This is a genomic window from Curtobacterium sp. UNCCL17 (assembly GCF_000686685.1).
GTDB classification, from domain to species: domain Bacteria; phylum Actinomycetota; class Actinomycetes; order Actinomycetales; family Microbacteriaceae; genus Curtobacterium; species Curtobacterium flaccumfaciens.
In genome coordinates, this window is record NZ_KK366001.1 from 472,547 (window position 1) to 490,917 (window position 18,371).

Here is an 18,371-nt window from a genome sequence, read left to right on the forward strand (position 1 = left end):
CTGCGTTCACCTGGCTCACGCTACCGGGGCCACGTGCGAGGATCGACGGCATGTGCACCGTCGTCGTCCGCGTCGACCCCGGGTCCGCGTGGCCCGTCACCGTGCTCGCCCTGCGGGACGAGTCGCCCGAGCGTCCGTGGGACCCGCCCGCTGCCTGGTGGCCGGACCGCGACCCGGACCTCCGTGGTGTCCGTGACCGCTCCGCCGGCGGTGCGTGGCTCGCCGCGTCCGACCGAGGCGGCCTGGCCGTGGTGCTCAACCGCGCCGAACCCGTGACGAGCGTCGACGGCACCTGGACGACCCGTGGTGTGGTGCCGGTGGACGCCGTCGCCGACGACCTGCTGCCCGGTCACGACGGCACACTGCCGACCACGCGGGCCTTCAACCTGGTGCGCGCCACGGCCGAGGGCGCCTCGGTGCTGACCTGGGACGGCGAACAGGTCCGCGCCACCGACCTCGGCCCCGGCGTCCACATGGTCACGCACGGTGCGGCCGACGACCCCGCGGCGCCGCGCATCGGTCGGTGGCTCGAGGCCTTCCGTGCCGTCGACGCCCCGTCCGGCCCGCCGGTGCTCGGCCCGTTCGACGAACTCCGCACCGTGGACTCCGGTGGCGACGCCGGGGACGGCTGGGGTGGCTGGTTCGGCGTGCTGGCGGAGTCCGCAGCGCTGCCGAGCGACCACCCCGACGCGATCCTCCGGGACGTGCACGAGGCCGAGGGCCACATGACGACCCTGTCGATCGTCGCCGCGGCGATCGCGCCGGGCCGCACCGTCCTGCAGCACGCCCGCCTGACCGAACCCGGTCGGCTGGACGGGTCGGTGGAGCTGCACCGCGCCTGACGCCGGCGGCGTGCCGGACCCGCCCCGGGCCTCCCGACCGCGCCCCGCGCCCGCGTCCCGGCGCGCACGACGTCCGAGTGGTGCGAGGTTGCGCCCTCGGTGCGACCCGCGCCCCCTCGCACCACGTCCGGAACCTCGCACCGGACGCGGTGCCTCTCGCACCGTGCGAGGGGCGCGACCAGCGCGGCCAGCACGACCCCCGCGAGCGCGGCTAGAGCGGTGGGCGCGTCCCGGTGAGGTCCTCGGCGACGGCCCAGAGCGAGCGGGCGAGGTCCGCACTCCGCGCGGACCCGGGGATCGACACGGTGGTGGTCGGACCGGTCATGCCGAACGGGCCCGAGGGGCCGTAGTACGCGCCGCCCACCGCGTTCGGCCCGACCGCCGCGTACAGCAGCGGCTCGGTGCCCTGCTCGACGGCCTGGGTGAACGGCAGGGCGCGGTTGCTCGACCGCACCGGCTTCGACCGACCGAGCGAGCGTCCCGCGGCCTGCAGGTTCGTCCGGGTGTAGCCGGGGTGGGCGGCGGTGCTGACCAGGGGCACGTCGGCCTCGACGGTCAGGCGGTGCAGGTGCAGCGCGAGGAGCAGGTCGGCGAGCTTCGACTGCGCGTAGGCGCGCCAGCCGTTGTAGCCGCGCTCCCACTGCAGGTCGGCGAAGCGGATCCGGCCGGGGATCGCGGCGAGGCTCGACATCGTGACGACCCGGGGTGCCTCGGCCAGGGGGCCGTCGGCGAGGGGCGTGCGCGCACGCAGCAGCGACGGCAGCAGCAGGTTCGTCAGGGCGAACGGGCCGAGGAAGTTCGTGCCGAACTGCAGCTCGAAGCCGTCGACGGTCTCGAAGCGCTCCGGCGGCGCCATCACGCCAGCGTTGTTGACCAGGACGTCGATCGGACGTTCCTCGTCGACGATGCCGCTGGCGAAGCGGCGGACGCTCGCCAGGTCGGCGAGGTCGAGTTCGCGGACCTCCACGTCGGCTGCGGGGTGGGCGGCGCGGATGCCGGCGGCGGCGGTCTCGCCCTTCTCGGTGCTGCGGACGGCGAGCACGACGCTGGCGCCGGCTCCGGCGAGGCGCAGGGCGGCCTCTTGTCCGGTGCCGCTGTTGGACCCGGTGACGACGATGCGGCGTCCGGTCTGGTCGGGGAGGTTCGGCATGCGGGTGACCGTACTCGTCCGGGCTGGCCGACCCCGGCCGCGCGCCGCCCGGGCCCAGCCCCGGTCCGGCCGCTGACCCCGTGCGCGCACGCCGCCGCCGTGCTATGTTGATGCAAACGCATGGAAGTGCGACCAGGAGGACACCATGAGCAACGCATTCGGCACCGACCGTCCCTCGGACGTCCCGCCGCCCGCACCCGACCGGATCGGACCGCTGCAGCTCGGCCTCGACACCTTCGGAGACGTCACCGAGCGCGCCGACGGCAGCCTGCAGTCCGACGCGCAGAGCATCCGCGACGTCGTCGACCAGGCCGTCCTCGCCGACCAGGTCGGCGTCGACTTCATCGGCGTCGGGGAGCACCACCGAGCCGACTTCGTCGTGAGCGCCCCCGAGGTCGTCCTCGCCGCGATCGCCGCCAGCACCGAGCGCATCCGGATGGGTTCAGCGGTCACGGTGCTGTCCTCCGACGATCCTGTTCGCGTGTACGAGCGCTTCGCCACCGTCGACGCCCTGTCGAACGGCCGCGCCGAGGTCATCCTGGGTCGTGGCTCCTTCACCGAGTCGTTCCCGCTGTTCGGCTACGAGCTGAGCGACTACGAGGTCCTGTTCGAGGAGAAGCTCCAGCTCTGGGCGGCCCTGCGCGGCGGCGACGCCGTCACCTGGTCCGGCACGAAGCGCGCGGGCCTGGTCGACCAGGACGTCTTCCCGAAGCTCGAGCACGGTGCCATCCCGACGTGGATCGGCGTCGGCGGCTCCCCGCAGTCGGTCATCCGCGCGGCGTCGTACGGCCTGCCGCTGTTCCTCGCCATCATCGGCGGGCAGCCCGCCCAGTTCGCCCCGTTCTCCCGCCTGTACCGCCAGGCCCTCGCGCAGCTCGACCTGCCGCAGCAGCCCATCGCGATGCACTCGCCCGGCTTCGTGGCCGCCACCGACGAAGAAGCCGCCGAGCGCTACTGGCCGTACCACAAGGCCGTCACCGACCAGCTCGGCCGGGAGCGCGGCTGGCCGCCCCTCGACGTCGCCGGGTACCGCGCGAGCCTGTCGGCCGGCGGTTCGCTCTACGTCGGCTCCCCGGAGACCGTCGCCCGGAAGGTCGCGCGCAACATGCGGATCCTCGGCGCCTCGCGCTTCGACATGCGGTACGCCACGGGTCGTCTGCCGCACGCCGACATGATGCGCTCGATCGAGCTCTACGGCACCGAGGTCGCACCCCGCGTGCGCGAGCTGCTGGCGCAGCCCGTCCCCGTCGCCTGACGGACGCGGGCCCGTCCGGGTCCGGTCCGGTCCGGTCCGCAAAACACCGGTGTTCGCACTCTGCACCACCCTTCGCGGGTGTTCACAGCGTGGACACCGGTGTCTTGCGTGCAGGTTCCGGCGGGCAGGGAGTGCGCTGGCAACGGCCGGGAGGCCCGGGTCGGCCGCCGAGATCGGCTCACGGGGGCCGCGGGTACGGTCCAGGGCATGTCGTCACGCCCCGACCACGCCTCCGGTCCCGCTGCTGGTCACGCCTCCGACTCCGTCGTCGAACGCCGGTTCCGCGGCCGGATCATGGGCGTCGGCACCACCTCGGGCGTCCGGATCGTCGTCGGGATGTGGGACCGCTCGCCGTTCGGCCCGTTCACGGACGTGTTCCTCGAACTCCCCGACGGCACCAGCGTGCTGCTCGCACCCGACGAGATCGTCGCCGCGTACGTCTCCGGCACCTACCGCTTCGACACCGTCTCGGTCGTCGACGTCCGCGCCCGCCGCACCGCTGGCGGCCTCGAGCTGTCCGCCGGGGCGCTGCAGGCCTCGATCGACGTCGGCGGCATCTCGCCGCTCGGCCGGATCCTGCGCATCGTCCCGAAGCCGATCGCCCGCGACCCGCGCTGGCTCGCCGCGATCGACCCCGTGGCACGGCTGCTCGCGCCCGGGTCCGGCGCGGCGGGATCGGCGGGCAACGTTCGGCGCGAGTACTACGGCGTGACCGGCGCGCACGACGTCACCGGCGTGCGGGGGACCTGGGCGGGGGAGCCGCTCGGGGACCTGGCCCCGCTCGACCCGCCCGTGGCGTTCGGCTTCGCCTCGATGCCGAAGATCCCGCAGGTCGTCGACGTCGAGACCACCATCCGCGAACCCGCCTGACCCCGGCCTCCCTGCCGCGCGCCCGGCCCCTGTCCCACTTCGTGAGCAGGAACGGTCGGTTCGCCGGTGTGGAGGCGACATCGTGTGCTCACGATCCCGACGTCGTGGACAGCACGCGTGCCGGGCGGGGGCGGCGTGGCGGACGTGTGCCGGGCCTCCAGGCCGACCTGGACCGGACCACCTCGACGCGCGGGGCTGACGCGTCCAGCGCCGGAGGGGCACACTGGTCGGAACGGTACGGCCCCGTGCACCGACGGTCGCACGTCGAGCGGAGCGGGGCGCATGACGCAAAGGAGCACCATGACCGACACACAGACGGACCAGCGCGCCGCCATCTCGGACATCGTCCACGGCGCCCACACGGCACTGCTCACCACGGTGAGTGAGGACGGGAACCTGCACGCCAGGCCCCTCGCGGTGCAGGACAAGACGTTCCACGGGACCCTGCGGTTCCTGGTGCAGGACGGCAGCGAGAAGGTCGAGGACATCGCGCGGAACCCGCACGTCAACGTCTCGATCGAGTCGCAGGGCGGGTACCTGTCCATCGCCGGGACCGCGACCGTGACCCGGGACGACTCGGTCGTCGACGAGCTGTGGTCCCCGTTCGCCGAGGCCTGGTTCCCGGAGGGCCGCCAGGACCCGTCGATCCGGCTGCTGACGGTCGAGGGGGTCTCGGTCGAGTACTGGACCCAGGACACCGGTCCGGTCGGCAGCCTGGTGCAGATGTTCAAGGCGGCGCTCGGCAAGCAGAGTCAGCCGGACACCGGCGACCACGGCACGATCGAGCTCTGAGGCGCGACGCCTGAGACGCGACGCGCGACGCACGACGCACGACGCACGACGCCGCCGTCCTGTTCGGACGGCGGCGTCGTGTCGGGGCGGGTGCCTGCTGAGGCTGCGCGTCAGCCGCTCACGGAGGGCCGAGCAGCCACAGCACCGCGACCAGCACCGGCTGCCCGGCCAACGCGCCCGTCACGAGGGTCCACCGCATCCAGGGCTTCGCGACCAGCTCGGGTGACCCGAACAGCGGCGCGAGCGGCATGAGCAGCCGCGGGGTCGAGGCCATCGGCAGCGACACCGCGAAGATGTACAGCGCGTACGCGGCCGAGTACAGCACCGTCGTGGGCCCGAGCCGCAGCGTCGACCGGCGCAGCAACCAGATCGGGTAGGTGACGAGCAGGAACACCACGATGAGGATCCCGCCCACGCCGAGCCAGCGGCCCGCGATCAGGAACCACGGCGTCAGCGGCACGAAGTCCACCCGGCCGATGAAGTTCACCCACCAGGACATCTCGGTCTCCAGGTAGGCGTTCGGTGTCCCGGTGGCGTGCGAGGCGATCACCGGCCAGGCGAGCCCGGCGAGGACCATGGTCAGCCCCGCGGCGACGACCCGGACCTGCTCGCGGAGCGGGAAGCCCTCGAACACCCGGCCGGTCTCGCGCCGTGCACGGACCCACCGCACGAGTGCGACGACACCGAGCACGAGCGGGATCGCCAGGGCGCCCGGGCGGGTGAAGGCCGCGGCGACGCCGAGTGCCGTCAGGAGCCCGTAGCGCCGACGTTCCAGGGCGAGCAGCGCCCCGAACGACAGTGCGAGGAACATGCTCTCCGCGTACCCGACCTGCAGCAGGAACGACAGCGGACCGCAGCTGAAGAAGAAGACCGCCCACATCGCCGCGGCGTGCCCGGCGCGGTCCCGCACCAGACGGTGCAGCAGGTAGGTGGCGAGCAGTCCGGCGACGATCGCGACGAGCGGGGCGCCGAGTTCGAACGGCACCCCGGTCGAGGCGGTCAGCGCCCGGATCGTGAAGGGGAACGCCGGCAGGAAGGCCCAGGCGTTCTGCGCGACGTTGCCGGCGGCATCGAGCGGCAGCGCGTCGGGGTACCCGTGCAGCGAGATCTGCTCGTAGTACTGCCCGTCCCACGCCACCAGGAAGGCGCCGAACCCGTGCTCGTTGCCCCAGATCGCGTTGCCCGGGAGCGCACGATCGATGAGCGGGTAGGCGAGCGCGAGCCACAGGGTCGACAGGACCCGGCCGCCCGTCCAGACGAGCAGGACCGCCGCCCACGCCGGCAGGGAGGCCACGGTGTCCAGGACACGTCGTCGGCCGCTGGCCACGCCCGCGGCGACCACGCCGGCGCTGTCGGTGCGGCTCACGCGCGAGGTCCTCGGCGTTCGGGTGGTCGGGTCGGCACCCGGCCAGGGTAGTCGGCCCGAGCATGAGGATCGCCCGGAACCGCGCCTGGAGGCCCGTCCCGCGTCGTGCGCGCGGCGTCGCGCCCGGTGGGCGGCCGGTGCGGCGTCCGGCGGGCGGCCCGTCCGTGACGGCGCGGACGTCCGCGGGCATAGTCTCGGTGGGCGATGACGACGACGGCGACGACACCCAGACGACGGACGGGCAGCACGGCGGTCGCCGTGCTGGTGGCCGGGACCTTCTTCATGGAACTCCTGGACGGCACGATCCTGGCGACCGCCGCCCCGGCCATGGGGCGTGACCTCGGGGTCGACTCCGCCGCGGTGGGCGTCGCCATCACCGCGTACCTCGTGACGCTCGCGGTGTTCATCCCGGTGTCCGGCTGGCTCACCGACCGGATCGGCTCCCGGACGGTCTTCGCCGGGGCCATCGCGCTGTTCACGATCGCGTCAGCCCTGTGCGCGCTGTCCACCGGGCTGGTCGAGCTGACGCTGTGGCGCATCCTGCAGGGCCTCGGTGGGGCGCTCATGGTGCCCGTCGGCCGCCTCGTCGTGCTCCGGAGCGCCGGGCGCGAACAACTCGTCACCGCCATCGCCATCCTGACCTGGCCGGCCCTCGCCGCACCGATCATCGCGCCGTTCATCGGCGGGGTCCTCGTCGAGACGCTGACGTGGCACTGGATCTTCCTCATCAACATCCCGCTCGGCGTCATCGCCTTCGTCGCCGCCCTGGTGCTCGTGCCGCAGGAGCGTGCGGCGCAGCGCGTGCCGTTCGACTGGTTCGGGTCGCTGCTCGCCTGCGTCGGGCTCGGCTCGCTCGTGGTCATGGCGTCCTTGCTCGCGCTGGAGGTCGTCCCGGTCACCGCGGTCGCCGTCTCCGGGGTCCTCGGCGCGGTGTGCTGCTGGCTCGCGATCCGGCACTTCCGCCGGGCTCCGCACCCGATCATGGGGCTCGACGCGTTCCGACTCGAGACCTTCCGGGTGTCGCACGCAGGCGGCAGCCTGTTCCGCCTGGCGGTGTCCGCGGTGCCGTTCGTGCTCCCGCTGCTGTTCCAGGATGCCTGGGGCTGGAGCGCCGTGCTCGCCGGGTCCGCGGTGCTGTGGGTGTTCGTCGGCAACCTCGGCATCAAGCCGATGACGACCCCGTTCCTCCGCTGGTTCGGCTACCGCCCGGTGATCATCGTGTCGTCGGCCGTCGCCGCGCTGACCGTGGTCGCGATGGCGTTCATGACCGAGGACACCCCGTTCTGGCTGCTCGCCGTGCTGCTCGTCGTCAGCGGCGCAGCCCGCTCCGTGGGCTTCACGGCGTACAACACCATCGCCTTCGCCGACGTCGAGCAGGCCGACATGACCCCCGCGAACACACTGTCGTCGACGCTGCAGCAGACCGCCGCGGGCTTCGGTGTCGCCGTCGCCGCCGTGGTCATCCGCGCGGCCTCCGGCCTGGGCGGCGACGGACCGTACGCGGCCGCGTTCTGGGTCATCGCCGCCCTGCTCGTCGTCGCCTGCGTCGAGGGCATCCTGATGAGTCGCACAGCGGGCGACACCGTCCGCCCGGTCCGCCGTGTCCGCGCCTGATCCCGCCGCTGTCCGTTTCCGTCACGGTCACACGGACGAAACCCGGCAGGCGTTACAGTCTCAGCAACCGTCCGCGGTACCCGAGTACGGTGACCGCGGCAGGGTGACCGGAACACCCGGACAGGAAGGCAGCATGGCCGCGCCAGAGCAGCAGAGCACGATCGCATCAGAGCAGACCGTGCAGCCCACGCAGCTCCGTGTCGTCAGTTACAACCTCCGCGAGCACACCGCGAACAGCGAGCTCGCCGCACTGGCCGAGGCCTCCGAAGCCGACGTCCTGTGCGTGCAGGAGTGCGACAGCAACGACCTCGCACCGTCGATCGGCGGCCTCTCGCTCGCCGCGTCGACCCGCACCAACCGACTCGGGCTCGCGATCTACAAGCGTGACGACCGCTTCGAGGTGCAGGACTTCAGCATCCACTCCCTGCAGAAGTCGCTGCACGACCGGGTCCTCGCACCCGCGCACGAGCGGCTCATCGCGATGCACCTGCGCGACACCGAGGCCGACGCCGAGGTCGTCGTCGCCTCGTTCCACGCCTCACCGCTCACCGCGACGAACTCCCTGCGCCGCAAGCAGATCGAGGCGGCGCACCAGTTCCTGCGCGAGCTGGCGAAGGACGTCCCCGCGGTCATGGTCGGTGACTTCAACTACCCGTGGTTCCAGACGAACCTGCGCCGCAAGATCGAGCAGCACGGCTTCGCCCTGTCGCTGTCCGACCAGCCGACGTACCTGCGCTACCGCAAGTTCACCGGCCACTTCGACTTCGCCACGAGCGTCGGCCTGCACATCGCCGGCGTCGAGACCCTGCCGGCCGGCATCTCCGACCACCGCCCGATCCTGGTGCGTGCCCACTACGAGCACCCGGGCGAGACCGGCGCTGTCACCACCGTCGAGGCTCCCGCCGCCTGACCTGGCGCTGCCGCTGCCGCTCGCCGCTCGTGCCGAGGTCGCTCGACGTGCCGCGGGTGTGGCGTCGAGTGGTCGGGAACTGTCGGTTGCGGGTGCGTCGGGCGACGGTTCGTGCACCTTCGGCGGAGGTGAGCGGGGAGTCGTGACCGCTTCGCAGTCGGTGCCGTGCGCGTCGTCGGGCGGCGGCCGCTCGTGCCGAGGTGGCTCGACATGCCGAGGGTGTGGCGTCGAGTGGTCGGGATCTGTCGGTTGCGGGGGCGTCAGGCGACGGTTCGTGCGCCTTCGGCGGAGGTGAGCGGGGAGTCATGACCGCTCGGCGGTCGGTTGCCGGGCGCGTCGGCGGTTCCTCGGTGGCGTGTGCCGAGGTTGCTCGACGTGCCGCGGGTGTGGCGCCGAGTGGTCGGGAACTGTCGGTTGCGGGGGCATCGGGCGACGGTTCGTGCACCTTCGGCGGAGGTGAGCGGGGAGTCGTGACCGTTCGGCGCGCGACGCTGGGCGCGTCCGTCGAAGCGGCGACGCACCGGAGGCCCGGTGCCGGTCTCGTGGACCGGCACCGGGCCTCCAGGGCGGTGCACCGGCGCCCCGCGAGCCCGCGTCAGCGACGCAGCGTCGCGCGCGCCAAGCGGTTGCCGATGAACTGGCCGAGCTGCACGATGACGACGATCGCCGCCACCGAGACGTAGACCACCCACCAGTCGTAGCGCTGCGAGCCGTAGGTGATCGCGTACTCGCCGAGTCCGCCGCCACCGATCAGCGCGCCCTGAGCCGTCATGTCGACGATGCCGATGTAGATGAACGTGTACCCGAGGATCAGGGGGCCGAGACCCTCGGGGATGAGCACCGTCAGCAGGATCGACACGGGGTGCGCACCCGAGGCCCGGGCCGCCTCGACGACGCCCGGGTCGACGGACAGCAGGTTCTGCTCGACGATCCGGGACACCGCGAAGGCCGCGGCCAACGAGATCGCGAAGGTCACCGCGGGGACACCGATCGTGGTCTGCACGACGACCCGTGACAGTGGCGCGATCGCCGCGAGGAAGATCACGAACGGGATCGGGCGAATCAGGTTCACGAACACGTTGAGCACCGTGTACGCGGTGCGGTTGCCGAGGACGTTGCCCGGCCGGGTCGCGTACAGCAGCAGGCCGAGCGCGAGGCCGATGACCCCGGCGATGACCAGCGAGATCAGCGACATCACGATGGTGTCGCGGATGGCGGCGAGGAAGACGTCGAACGTGTCGATCACGCTCTGGAACGAGTTGTTGTTCACGCGGCGGCCTCCTCGTCGGTCGTGACGCCGTCGGCGCGGAGTGCGGCGATCGCGGCGTCGATGGCGCCGGACGCACCGGGCGCGCCCGACCCGCCGGGACCGCCTGGCCGGCCTGGCCCGCCGCTGGCGTCGCTCAGCTCGTAGGTGAGCGACCCGATCCGACGCTCCCGGATCTCGCCGACCCCGCCGTAGACGAGCTCGGCGGTGACCCCGGCGGCGCGGAACGCGGCGTCGATGCGGTTCTGCAGCCCGGCCTCGTCGGTGATCTGCACCGTGACGAGCCGACCCGGGTGGCGGTCCCGCAGGCGCCGGAGCGTCTCGGGGGAGGGCCGGTCGTGCAGCGCGGTGCGGACGAAGCGCTGCGCGGCGCCGGTCTTCGGGGTCGAGAACACGTCGTAGACGTCCCCGACCTCGACGACCCGTCCCTGCTCCATCACGGCGACCCGGTCGGCGATCTGCCGGACAGCGTCCATCTCGTGCGTGATGACGATGATGGTGACGCCGAGCTCCCGGTTGACCCGGCGGAGCAGCGCGAGCACCTCGGACGTGGTCTCCGGGTCGAGGGCGCTGGTCGCCTCGTCGGCGAGCAGCAGGTCGGGCGACGCGGCGAGGGCGCGGGCGATGCCGACGCGCTGCTTCTGGCCGCCGGACAGCTGCTCCGGGTAGGCGTGGGCGCGCTCGAGCAGGCCGACGAAGTCGAGCAGCTCGGCGACGCGGCGGTTCCGTTCGGCCTTCGGCACGCCGGCGACCTTGAGCGGATACGCGACGTTGCCGGCGATCGTGCGGGACCGGAACAGGTTGAACTGCTGGAAGATCATCCCGATGTTGCGACGCGCCAGACGGCGGTCCCGCTCGGGGATCGCCGTCAGTTCGCGGCCCGCGACGGTCACCGTGCCGGAACTCGGCAGTTCCAGCGCGTTGACCAGGCGGACCAGGGTGGACTTGCCGGCACCGGAGTACCCGATGACGCCGAGGACCTCTCCCTGGTGCACGTCCAGGGAGACGTCCTCGACGGCCACCACGGTCTCGCCGGTGTCGGCGCGGCGGTAGTGCTTCGAGACGCCGCGGAGTTCGACGAGGACCGGCACTACTGCTTGGCCGCCTTCGCGTCCTGCTCGACCTGGGCGAGCTCGTCCTGCAGCTTCGAGGCGCTCTCGTCGCGGGCGACGGCCTCGGGCAGGTCCTTCGCGAAGGCCTTCTGCACGGCGTCGTCCTGGAACAGCTCCGCCAGCTCGAGGTAGGTCTTGTTGCCCTTGTCCTCGTCGCGGACGGCGAACACGTTCACGTACGGGGCGGCGCTCGCGCTCGAGGGGTCGTCCTGGTAGATCGCGTCCGAGATCGGCAGGCCGGCGGCGGTGGCGAAGTTGTTGTTCACGACGGCGGCGGCGACGGAGCCCTGCTGCAGCGCGTTCGCGGTCTGCGAGGCGTCGAGGGGCTGGACGTCGACCTTCTTCGTCTCGATGTCGTCCGCGGTGGAGAACGCCGAGCCGCCGTCCTTGAGCGTGATCAGGTCCGCCGCCTGCAGGATCAGGAGCGCACGGGCCTGGTTGATCGAGTCGTTCGGGATCGCGACCTTCGCGTTCGCGGGCAGCTCGGACGGCTTGTCGTACTTCGTCGCGTAGAGCGGCAGCGGGTACACGGCGGTCGAACCGATCGGCTGCAGGTCGTCGTCGGAGGTGACGTTGTAGTCCGCCAGGTACTGGATGTGCTGGAACTGGTTGATGTCCAGCTGGCCGTCCTTGAGGGCGGGGTTCGGCAGCGAGTAGTCCGAGAAGTTCGTCAGCTTGACGGTGACGTTGAGCTTGTCCTTCGCGAGCTTCGTGTACGTGCTCCAGTAGCCGAGCGACTTGTCCGCGACACCGATCGTGACGGTCTTCGGGGCGGCGTCACCGGCGGCACCGGCGTCGTTGCTCCCGGAGCGGACGGCTCCGACGATGACGGCGACGACGATCGCCACGACGACGATCGCGGCGGCGACGATCCAGCCGATCGGGCGCTTGCCCTTCGGCTTCTCGGGCAGTGCGGGGGCTGCGGACATGCTGGTGCTCCTCGTGGGCCGTGCGTGTGGGGGAGCCGCGGTGGTCCGCGGCGTGGAGACGAGTGTGACGTGCGGTCCACCCCCGGGGCGAGTTCCGTTCCGCTGTGTTACATCGCCGCCAGTGCGCGGCCCGCTGAACCGTCACGGGGCACCTCGCGGTCCGGGTTGGTTGACTCGGACCGTGCGCAGCATCGAACTCGTCCTCGGTCCGGAGTCGGACGCGGCCGTGCGGTCCGCCTGGCAGGCCCTGATCGACGTGGACCTGCCGAGCCTCGGCCGGCACCCGTCGCCGTCGAACGCCCCGCACGTCACCCTGGCCGCCGGGGACACCCTGCCCGTGCCTGCGGGGTTCCGCACGTCGGTGCCGACCTCGATCCGGCTCGGCGGGCTGCTGCTCTTCCCCGCGGGTGCCGGTCGGTCGGTCCTCGTGCGCGCGGTGGTCGTCGACGCGGCGCTCACGACCTTCCACGGCGAGGTGCACGCGGTCGCCCCCGGCGGCGTCGAGACGTCGCTGCCCGGGCACTGGTCGCCGCACGTCACGCTGGCCCGTCGGGTTCGTGACGAGGACCTGCCGCGCGCCGTCGCTGCGCTGCGGGCCGTGCCGCTGCCGGAGACGCTCGACGTCGGCGGCGTCCGGCACTGGGACGGCGAGACGCGGACGATCACGCCGCTCGCGTTCACGTCGATCTGACCGCTGGAGGGGGTCGCGTCGGGCGCGTTCCCGCACCGCGAACCAGGTTCCGGACGCCGCACCGCGCCGTCCCGCGGTTCCGTGTCCGGAACCTGGTTCCGACGCGTGGGCGCGGGGCGCGGGGCACGGCCTGGAGGCCCGGCTCAGGTCCCGAGCACCCGCTCGCCGAACGCGGATGCGAACGTCCGCTCCGGGTCGGCCCGGGCGACGAGGTCGCGGAAGTCCGCCAGCCGCGGGTACAGCCCGGCGATCGCCGCCTGGTCGAGCGAGCTCATCTTGCCCCAGTGCGGTCGGCCGTCGAAGGGCGCGAGCCGGGACTCCAGGTCGGGCAGGAGCGCGGCGACCTCGCCCGGGTGCTTCTTCCAGGTGAACGCGATGCAGAGCACGTCCTCGCCCTGGGTCGGGCTGAGCCAGAGGTCGTCCGCCGACATCGTCCGGAGTTCGCAGACGTGCAGGTGCGGCTGGATCCGGTCGGCGAGCCCCCGGAGCGCGTCGAGGGCGGCCGCCGCGTGCCGGAGCGGGACGAAGTGCTCGCTCTGCACCTCGGACCCGTGGCTCGGGACGGACCCGATCGGGAAGTGCGGCAGGCGGTCCCACCACGGGCCGACCGAGCCGTCGCGCGCGGTCCGGTGGTCGTCGCCGGCGGTGCCGGGCAGGCGGCGTGCGCCGGCCAGCGCTTCGGGCACCGGCACGTCCTCGGCGCCGTCGGGCACGCGCGACTTCACCAGGACCTCGGTGATCGCGTCGCCGAACACCGTGTAGGCGCACACCGAGTACGCGGCGGCGTGCACCTCGGCGACGTTCGCCGTGAAGGTCTCCCAGGGGATCGCGCCGTAGACGTCCTGACGCATCCGGTAGGCAGGTTCCACGTCGAGGGTCACCCGGGTCACGATGCCGAGCAGTCCGAGGTGCAGCACGGCACCGTCGAACGAGGGGTCCGTCCGGTCGACCGTCCGGGCGGAGCCGTCCGGGCCGAGCACCTCGAACGCGCGCACCGCGGTGGCGAGCGACCCCAGTGTCGTGCCGGAGCCGTGGGTGCCCGTCGCGACCGCACCCCCGACCGAGATGTGCGGCAGGGACCCCGTGTTGTGCAGGGCGAACCCGGCACGGTCGATGTCGGCCGCGACGTCGCCGTACCGGGTGCCGGCCCCGAGCGTGACGGTGCGGTGCTCGGCGTCGACGACCAGGTCGGTGGGGATGCCGGTCAGGTCGAGCAGGGTGCCCGCGGTGTCGGCGACGTCGTTGAACGAGTGCCGGGTGCCGAGGCCGTGCACCCGATCGGCGTCGGCCACGACCTGGGCGGCCTCGTCGATCGACGACGGGCGGACGACCCGTTCGGCCGTGTACGTGACCGTGCCGGACCAGTTGAGTTCGCTCGTCGTCGACCGCATGGCGCCCACCCTGCCACGCGGGCCGGAGACGGGAGCGGGCCGGGCGCCGGTCCCGTCACGGGTTCGGCGTCCGGCCCTGCTCGTCGGTCAGTGCGCGAAGCTCGTCGGTCAGTGCACGGGCGGGGGCGTCGGCGCGCCTTCGGGCACCTCGGGCCGGCGGACGAACACCGACGCCAGGATGCCGAACAGCGAGATGATCGCGCCGACCATGAAGGCGGTACCGACGCCCGACGCGGTGGCCACCTGGACCCCACGGGCACCGGAGCCCTCGACGGCGGTGGCCGCACCGATCGTCAGCAGCGTGACGAACAGGGCGGTGCCCGCCGCACCGGCGAGCTGCTGCGCCGTGCCGAGCACCGCGCTGCCGTGCGAGTACAGCTTCGGGGGCAGCCCACCGAGCGCCGCGGTGAACAGCGGCGTGAAGGTCAGGGCCAGGCCGATGCTCAGCACCACGTGCGCACCGAGGACGAACCACACGCTGGTGTCGACACCGACGGTGGAGAGCGCCCAGAGCACGGCGCTGACGATGATCGATCCGGGGATGAGCAGCACGCGCGGGCCACGGCGGTCGTAGATGCGACCGACGATGGGGGAGAGCAGGCCCATCAGCAGACCACCGGGGAGCAGCAGCAGGCCGACCTGCAGGACCTCGAGGCCGAGGACACGCTCCAGGTAGATCGGCAGCAGGATGAGCGTGCCGAACATCGCCATGAAGCTCAGCCCCATCGCGACGATCGGCACCGTGAAGCCACGGGTGCGGAAGGTGCGCAGGTCGAGCAGGGCGCTGTCGGTGCGCTGCAGGCGCGTCTGCCGGACGATGAACACCGCGAGGGCGACGGCACCGACGACCAGGGCGGTCACCGGGACGAGCGGACCGGTCGTGCCGGCTTCGCCGATGCTAGACAGGCCGTAGACGATGCCGCCGAACGCGAAGGCGGAGAGCACGACCGAGACGACGTCGATCGGCGCCTTGCGTGGCGTCGAGACGTTCTGCACCTTGACCATGCCGAGGATGAGCGCCGCGATCGCGATGGGCAGCACGAAGCCGAACAGCCAGCGCCACGAGAACGCGTTGAGGATCAGGCCGGAGATCGTCGGGCCGATGGCCGGCGCGACCGAGATGACGATCGAGATGTTGCCCATGATGCGGCCACGGTGCGCGGGGTCGACGAGGGTCAGGACCGTCGTCATCAGCAGCGGCATCATGATCGCGGTGCCGCTGGCCTGCACGATGCGGCCGACGAGCAGGACGGTGAAGCCCGGCGCGAGCAGGGCGATCAGCGTGCCGACCGAGAACAGGCCCATCGCCCAGACGAACACCGGTCGGGTGTTGAAGCGCTGCAGCAGGAACCCGGTGATCGGGATGACGACCGCCATGGTGAGCAGGAAGCCGGTGGTCAGCCACTGGCCGGTCGCGGCGCTGATGTCCAGGTCGTCCATGAGCCGGGGCAGGGCCACGCCCATGATGGTCTCGTTGAGGATGACGACGAACGCAGAGACGAGCAGCAGCCCGATCACGAGTCGGGTCTCGGCAGCGGACGGCTGCGAGACGCTTCCCGTGCGGGGGGCGGAATCGACGGCCTGGGTCATGCGGGTGCTCCTGGTGGGTCACGACGGGTGGAACGGGTGTGGCGCAGGACGCGCAGACAGGCCAACTCCCTGAGTGGATGCGATTATTCCGCTTCGCTCCGACATCCGCAGGTGAACGATCGGTGCCGAGCACGTCGGGCGCCGGCACCGCTCCCACGCACGTCCGCTCAGTGCAGGATCGCGAACCCGTCGGCGTCCCCGTGCGGCACGACCGACCGCAGGGTGACGTCGGTCACGGTCGCTGACGGCGGCCCGGTGCGCAGGCACTCGACCAACGAGTCCACAGCGACCGAGGGTCCCTCTGCCTCGACCTCCACCGTGCCGTCCCAGAGGTTCCTCGCGTAGCCGACGAGGTCGAGCCCGTCGGCCTTCCGAGCGGTCCAGTACCGGAAGCCGACCCCCTGGACCGTCCCCGACACCACGGCATGCACCCTCGTCACCGTCGTCATGTCCTCCACGCTAACCGCGGCGGCCTCCCGGGAGTTTTCGGCCCCGTGACGATCTGTTTCCGGCTCGTGACGAGCGCACCGCGTCGGCAGTGATAGTGTCATCCCAACCCGAACACTTCGAGTCAGATTGACACTATCTTCACCATGGACGAAGCAGGCATCCGCGTCGCGGTCTCCACCGTGATCGTCGCACTGCGCCCGCACCCCGACACCGGGGCCCCGGCGCTGTGGATGCCGCTCGTCCGTCGCGTCGCCGAACCGTTCGAGGGTTCCTGGGCGCTCCCCGGCGGCTGGGTCGGCGACGACGAGGGCCTCGAGGACTCCGCGGCCGCCCGACTGCGCGAGACGACGAACGTCCAGCCGCGGTACCTCGAGCAGCTGTACGCGTTCGGTGACGTCGGACGCTCCCCGAGCCGCGTGGTGTCGATCGTGTACTGGGCGCTCGTGCACCCGGACGAGGCGAACGTCGTGCCCGACGACTGGAACGTCCGGTGGTTCCTGGCCGACGAGCACCCGCCGCTCGCCTTCGACCACGACCGCATCGTCGAGTACGCCCTGTGGCGGCTGCGCAACAAGATGTCGTACTCGCGGATCGCGCAGGCGTTCCTCGGCGACCGCTTCACCCTCGCCGAACTCCGGGGCGTGTACGAGGCGGTGCTCGGCCGAGCACTCGACCCCGCGAACTTCCGTCGGCAGGTCGAGAAGACCGACGCGGTCCTGCCGACCGACGAGACCACGAGCGGGGGCCGGCACCGTCCGGCCCGGCTGTACCGCTCGAACCCCGACCTGGCCTACGCGGACAACGGCCCGCTGCAGACCGGGGCCGATCAGCACCAGCAGCGGAACCGATAGGAAACCCCGTGTCCATCGCCACGACGATCGAACTCATCTCCAACGGCAGGGCCGCCGGCAGCACCTGCACGCCCGACCTCGCGATGCCGACGTGGGACTTCGACTCCCGCCCCGGGTACGGCCCGGGGTCGTCGATGTCCGACGTCATCCCGACGAGTGCCCCGCGCCAGGGTGTCCTGCCCGACGAGTACAAGACGGCCCCGACCGACGAGCTCCACGAGCGCATCGAGCGGGCGAAGGCCACCCTCGGCGACCGGGTCGTCGTCCTCGGGCACTTCTACCAGCGCGACGAGGTCGTCCGGCACGCGGACTTCCTCGGCGACTCGTTCCAGCTCGCGAACGCCGCCCTGACGAAGCCCGACGCCGAGGCGATCGTGTTCTGCGGGGTGCACTTCATGGCCGAGACCGCCGACATCCTGGCGCGCGACGACCAGCGCGTCATCCTGCCGAACCTGGCCGCCGGCTGCTCGATGGCCGACATGGCGGACATCGACAGCGTCGAGGCTGCGTGGGCGGAGCTGACGGCGGTGTACGGCACCGAGCCCGACGCCGACGGTCGCGTCCCCGTGATCCCGGTCACCTACATGAACTCCGCCGCCGACCTCAAGGCCTTCTGCGGTCGGAACGGTGGCATCGTCTGCACCTCGTCGAACGCCGCGACGGTGCTCGAGTGGGCCTTCGAGCGCGGGCAGCGCGTCCTGTTCTTCCCCGACCAGCACCTCGGCCGCAACACCGCGAAGGCGATGGGCATCAGCACCGACCTGATGCCGATGTGGAACCCCCGGCTGCCCGGTGGGGGCAACACCGCCGCGGAGCTGCTCGAGGCCAAGGTCATCCTCTGGCACGGCTTCTGCTCGGTGCACCGCCGCTTCACCGTCGACCAGATCGACCAGGCCCGCCGCGAGCACCCGGGCGTGCAGGTCATCGTGCACCCGGAGTGCCCGATGGCCGTCGTCGACGCCGCCGACCACGCCGGCAGCACCGACCTGATCCGGAAGACCGTCGCCGCGGCCACCGAGCCGACCACCTTCGCGATCGGCACCGAGATCAACATGGTGAACCGGCTCGCCGCCGAATACCCGCAGCACACGATCTTCTGCCTCGACCCGGTCGTCTGCCCCTGCTCGACGATGTACCGGATCCACCCGGGCTACCTCGCCTGGGTGCTCGAGGCACTCGTCCGCGGCGAGGTCCTCAACCAGATCGTCGTCCCCGCCGACGTGCAGGCCGACGCCAAGGTGGCGCTCGAGCGGATGCTCGCCGCCAAGCCCCGCGGCTGAGACGCGGACCC

At 72.1% G+C, this 18,371-nt stretch carries 17 protein-coding genes; 9 read left to right on the top strand and 8 right to left on the bottom strand.

Annotated features, from left to right (window positions below; translation table 11 throughout):
- The first annotated feature begins 50 nt into the window (after positions 1-50).
- Complete coding sequence (locus BR70_RS20790) at positions 51-842, top strand: NRDE family protein (RefSeq protein ID WP_035808824.1); 792 nt, start codon at positions 51-53, stop codon at positions 840-842.
- Between the two features lie 211 nt (positions 843-1,053).
- On the opposite strand, the gene BR70_RS0112085 is transcribed toward BR70_RS20790, so the two are convergent.
- Positions 1,054-1,992, bottom strand: a complete 939-nt coding sequence (locus BR70_RS0112085) for an SDR family oxidoreductase (RefSeq protein ID WP_027466280.1) — start codon at positions 1,990-1,992, stop codon at positions 1,054-1,056.
- Positions 1,993-2,137: 145 nt separating this feature from the next.
- Here BR70_RS0112085 and BR70_RS0112090 point away from each other — a divergent pair, with 145 nt between their 5' ends.
- The 3 genes from BR70_RS0112090 (at position 2,138) to BR70_RS0112100 (ending at position 4,909) form a co-directional block, all read left to right on the top strand.
- Positions 2,138-3,247 carry an LLM class flavin-dependent oxidoreductase gene (locus tag BR70_RS0112090; protein WP_111233255.1) on the top strand — a complete coding sequence of 370 codons (1,110 nt, stop codon included), beginning with the start codon at positions 2,138-2,140 and terminating at the stop codon, positions 3,245-3,247.
- Between the two features lie 207 nt (positions 3,248-3,454).
- Positions 3,455-4,117 carry a hypothetical protein gene (locus BR70_RS0112095; protein ID WP_051596879.1) on the top strand — a complete coding sequence of 221 codons (663 nt, stop codon included), beginning with the start codon at positions 3,455-3,457 and terminating at the stop codon, positions 4,115-4,117.
- Positions 4,118-4,417: 300 nt separating this feature from the next.
- A complete protein-coding gene (locus BR70_RS0112100; RefSeq protein WP_027466283.1) occupies positions 4,418-4,909 on the top strand; it encodes a pyridoxamine 5'-phosphate oxidase family protein in 492 nt (163 codons plus the stop codon).
- Between the two features lie 118 nt (positions 4,910-5,027).
- On the opposite strand, the gene BR70_RS0112105 is transcribed toward BR70_RS0112100, so the two are convergent.
- Positions 5,028-6,275: a hypothetical protein gene (locus tag BR70_RS0112105; RefSeq protein WP_051596880.1), complete on the bottom strand. Its 1,248-nt coding sequence runs from the start codon at positions 6,273-6,275 to the stop codon at positions 5,028-5,030.
- A gap of 204 nt (positions 6,276-6,479) precedes the next feature.
- Here BR70_RS0112105 and BR70_RS20795 point away from each other — a divergent pair, with 204 nt between their 5' ends.
- Together BR70_RS20795 and BR70_RS0112115 are read left to right on the top strand one after the other, a co-directional pair.
- Positions 6,480-7,889, top strand: a complete 1,410-nt coding sequence (locus BR70_RS20795) for an MFS transporter (protein WP_035808826.1) — start codon at positions 6,480-6,482, stop codon at positions 7,887-7,889.
- 133 nt (positions 7,890-8,022) lie between these two features.
- Complete coding sequence (locus BR70_RS0112115; protein ID WP_051596881.1) at positions 8,023-8,799, top strand: endonuclease/exonuclease/phosphatase family protein; 777 nt, start codon at positions 8,023-8,025, stop codon at positions 8,797-8,799.
- A gap of 595 nt (positions 8,800-9,394) precedes the next feature.
- On the opposite strand, the gene BR70_RS0112125 is transcribed toward BR70_RS0112115, so the two are convergent.
- The 3 genes from BR70_RS0112125 to BR70_RS0112135 are packed head-to-tail and all read right to left on the bottom strand — an operon-like array spanning position 9,395 to position 12,107.
- Complete coding sequence (locus BR70_RS0112125; protein WP_017888525.1) at positions 9,395-10,069, bottom strand: methionine ABC transporter permease; 675 nt, start codon at positions 10,067-10,069, stop codon at positions 9,395-9,397.
- A complete protein-coding gene (locus BR70_RS0112130) occupies positions 10,066-11,157 on the bottom strand; it encodes a methionine ABC transporter ATP-binding protein (RefSeq protein ID WP_027466288.1) in 1,092 nt (363 codons plus the stop codon). The genes BR70_RS0112125 and BR70_RS0112130 overlap by 4 nt, the downstream gene beginning before the upstream one ends.
- Positions 11,157-12,107: a MetQ/NlpA family ABC transporter substrate-binding protein gene (locus BR70_RS0112135; protein WP_027466289.1), complete on the bottom strand. Its 951-nt coding sequence runs from the start codon at positions 12,105-12,107 to the stop codon at positions 11,157-11,159. The genes BR70_RS0112130 and BR70_RS0112135 overlap by 1 nt, the downstream gene beginning before the upstream one ends.
- A 181-nt stretch (positions 12,108-12,288) precedes the next feature.
- On the opposite strand from BR70_RS0112135, the gene BR70_RS23615 reads away from it, so the two are divergent.
- Positions 12,289-12,798, top strand: a complete 510-nt coding sequence (locus tag BR70_RS23615) for a 2'-5' RNA ligase family protein (protein WP_027466290.1) — start codon at positions 12,289-12,291, stop codon at positions 12,796-12,798.
- 143 nt (positions 12,799-12,941) lie between these two features.
- Here the strand turns inward: BR70_RS23615 and BR70_RS0112145 are convergent, their stop codons facing one another.
- From BR70_RS0112145 to BR70_RS0112155, 3 genes are all read right to left on the bottom strand, one after another.
- Positions 12,942-14,189, bottom strand: coding sequence for a D-arabinono-1,4-lactone oxidase (locus BR70_RS0112145; RefSeq protein WP_027466291.1), 1,248 nt, complete (start codon positions 14,187-14,189; stop codon positions 12,942-12,944).
- Between the two features lie 108 nt (positions 14,190-14,297).
- Entirely contained in the window at positions 14,298-15,779 is a 1,482-nt protein-coding gene (locus BR70_RS0112150; protein ID WP_027466292.1) for an MDR family MFS transporter, read from the bottom strand.
- Between the two features lie 167 nt (positions 15,780-15,946).
- Entirely contained in the window at positions 15,947-16,228 is a 282-nt protein-coding gene (locus BR70_RS0112155) for an acylphosphatase (RefSeq protein WP_035808828.1), read from the bottom strand.
- Between the two features lie 144 nt (positions 16,229-16,372).
- Between BR70_RS0112155 and BR70_RS20800 the strand changes: the two genes are divergently transcribed.
- Positions 16,373-17,080 carry an NUDIX hydrolase gene (locus BR70_RS20800; protein WP_035808830.1) on the top strand — a complete coding sequence of 236 codons (708 nt, stop codon included), beginning with the start codon at positions 16,373-16,375 and terminating at the stop codon, positions 17,078-17,080.
- Between the two features lie 8 nt (positions 17,081-17,088).
- Positions 17,089-18,360: a quinolinate synthase NadA gene (nadA, locus tag BR70_RS0112165; RefSeq protein WP_027466294.1), complete on the top strand. Its 1,272-nt coding sequence runs from the start codon at positions 17,089-17,091 to the stop codon at positions 18,358-18,360.
- Positions 18,361-18,371 lie beyond the last annotated feature (11 nt).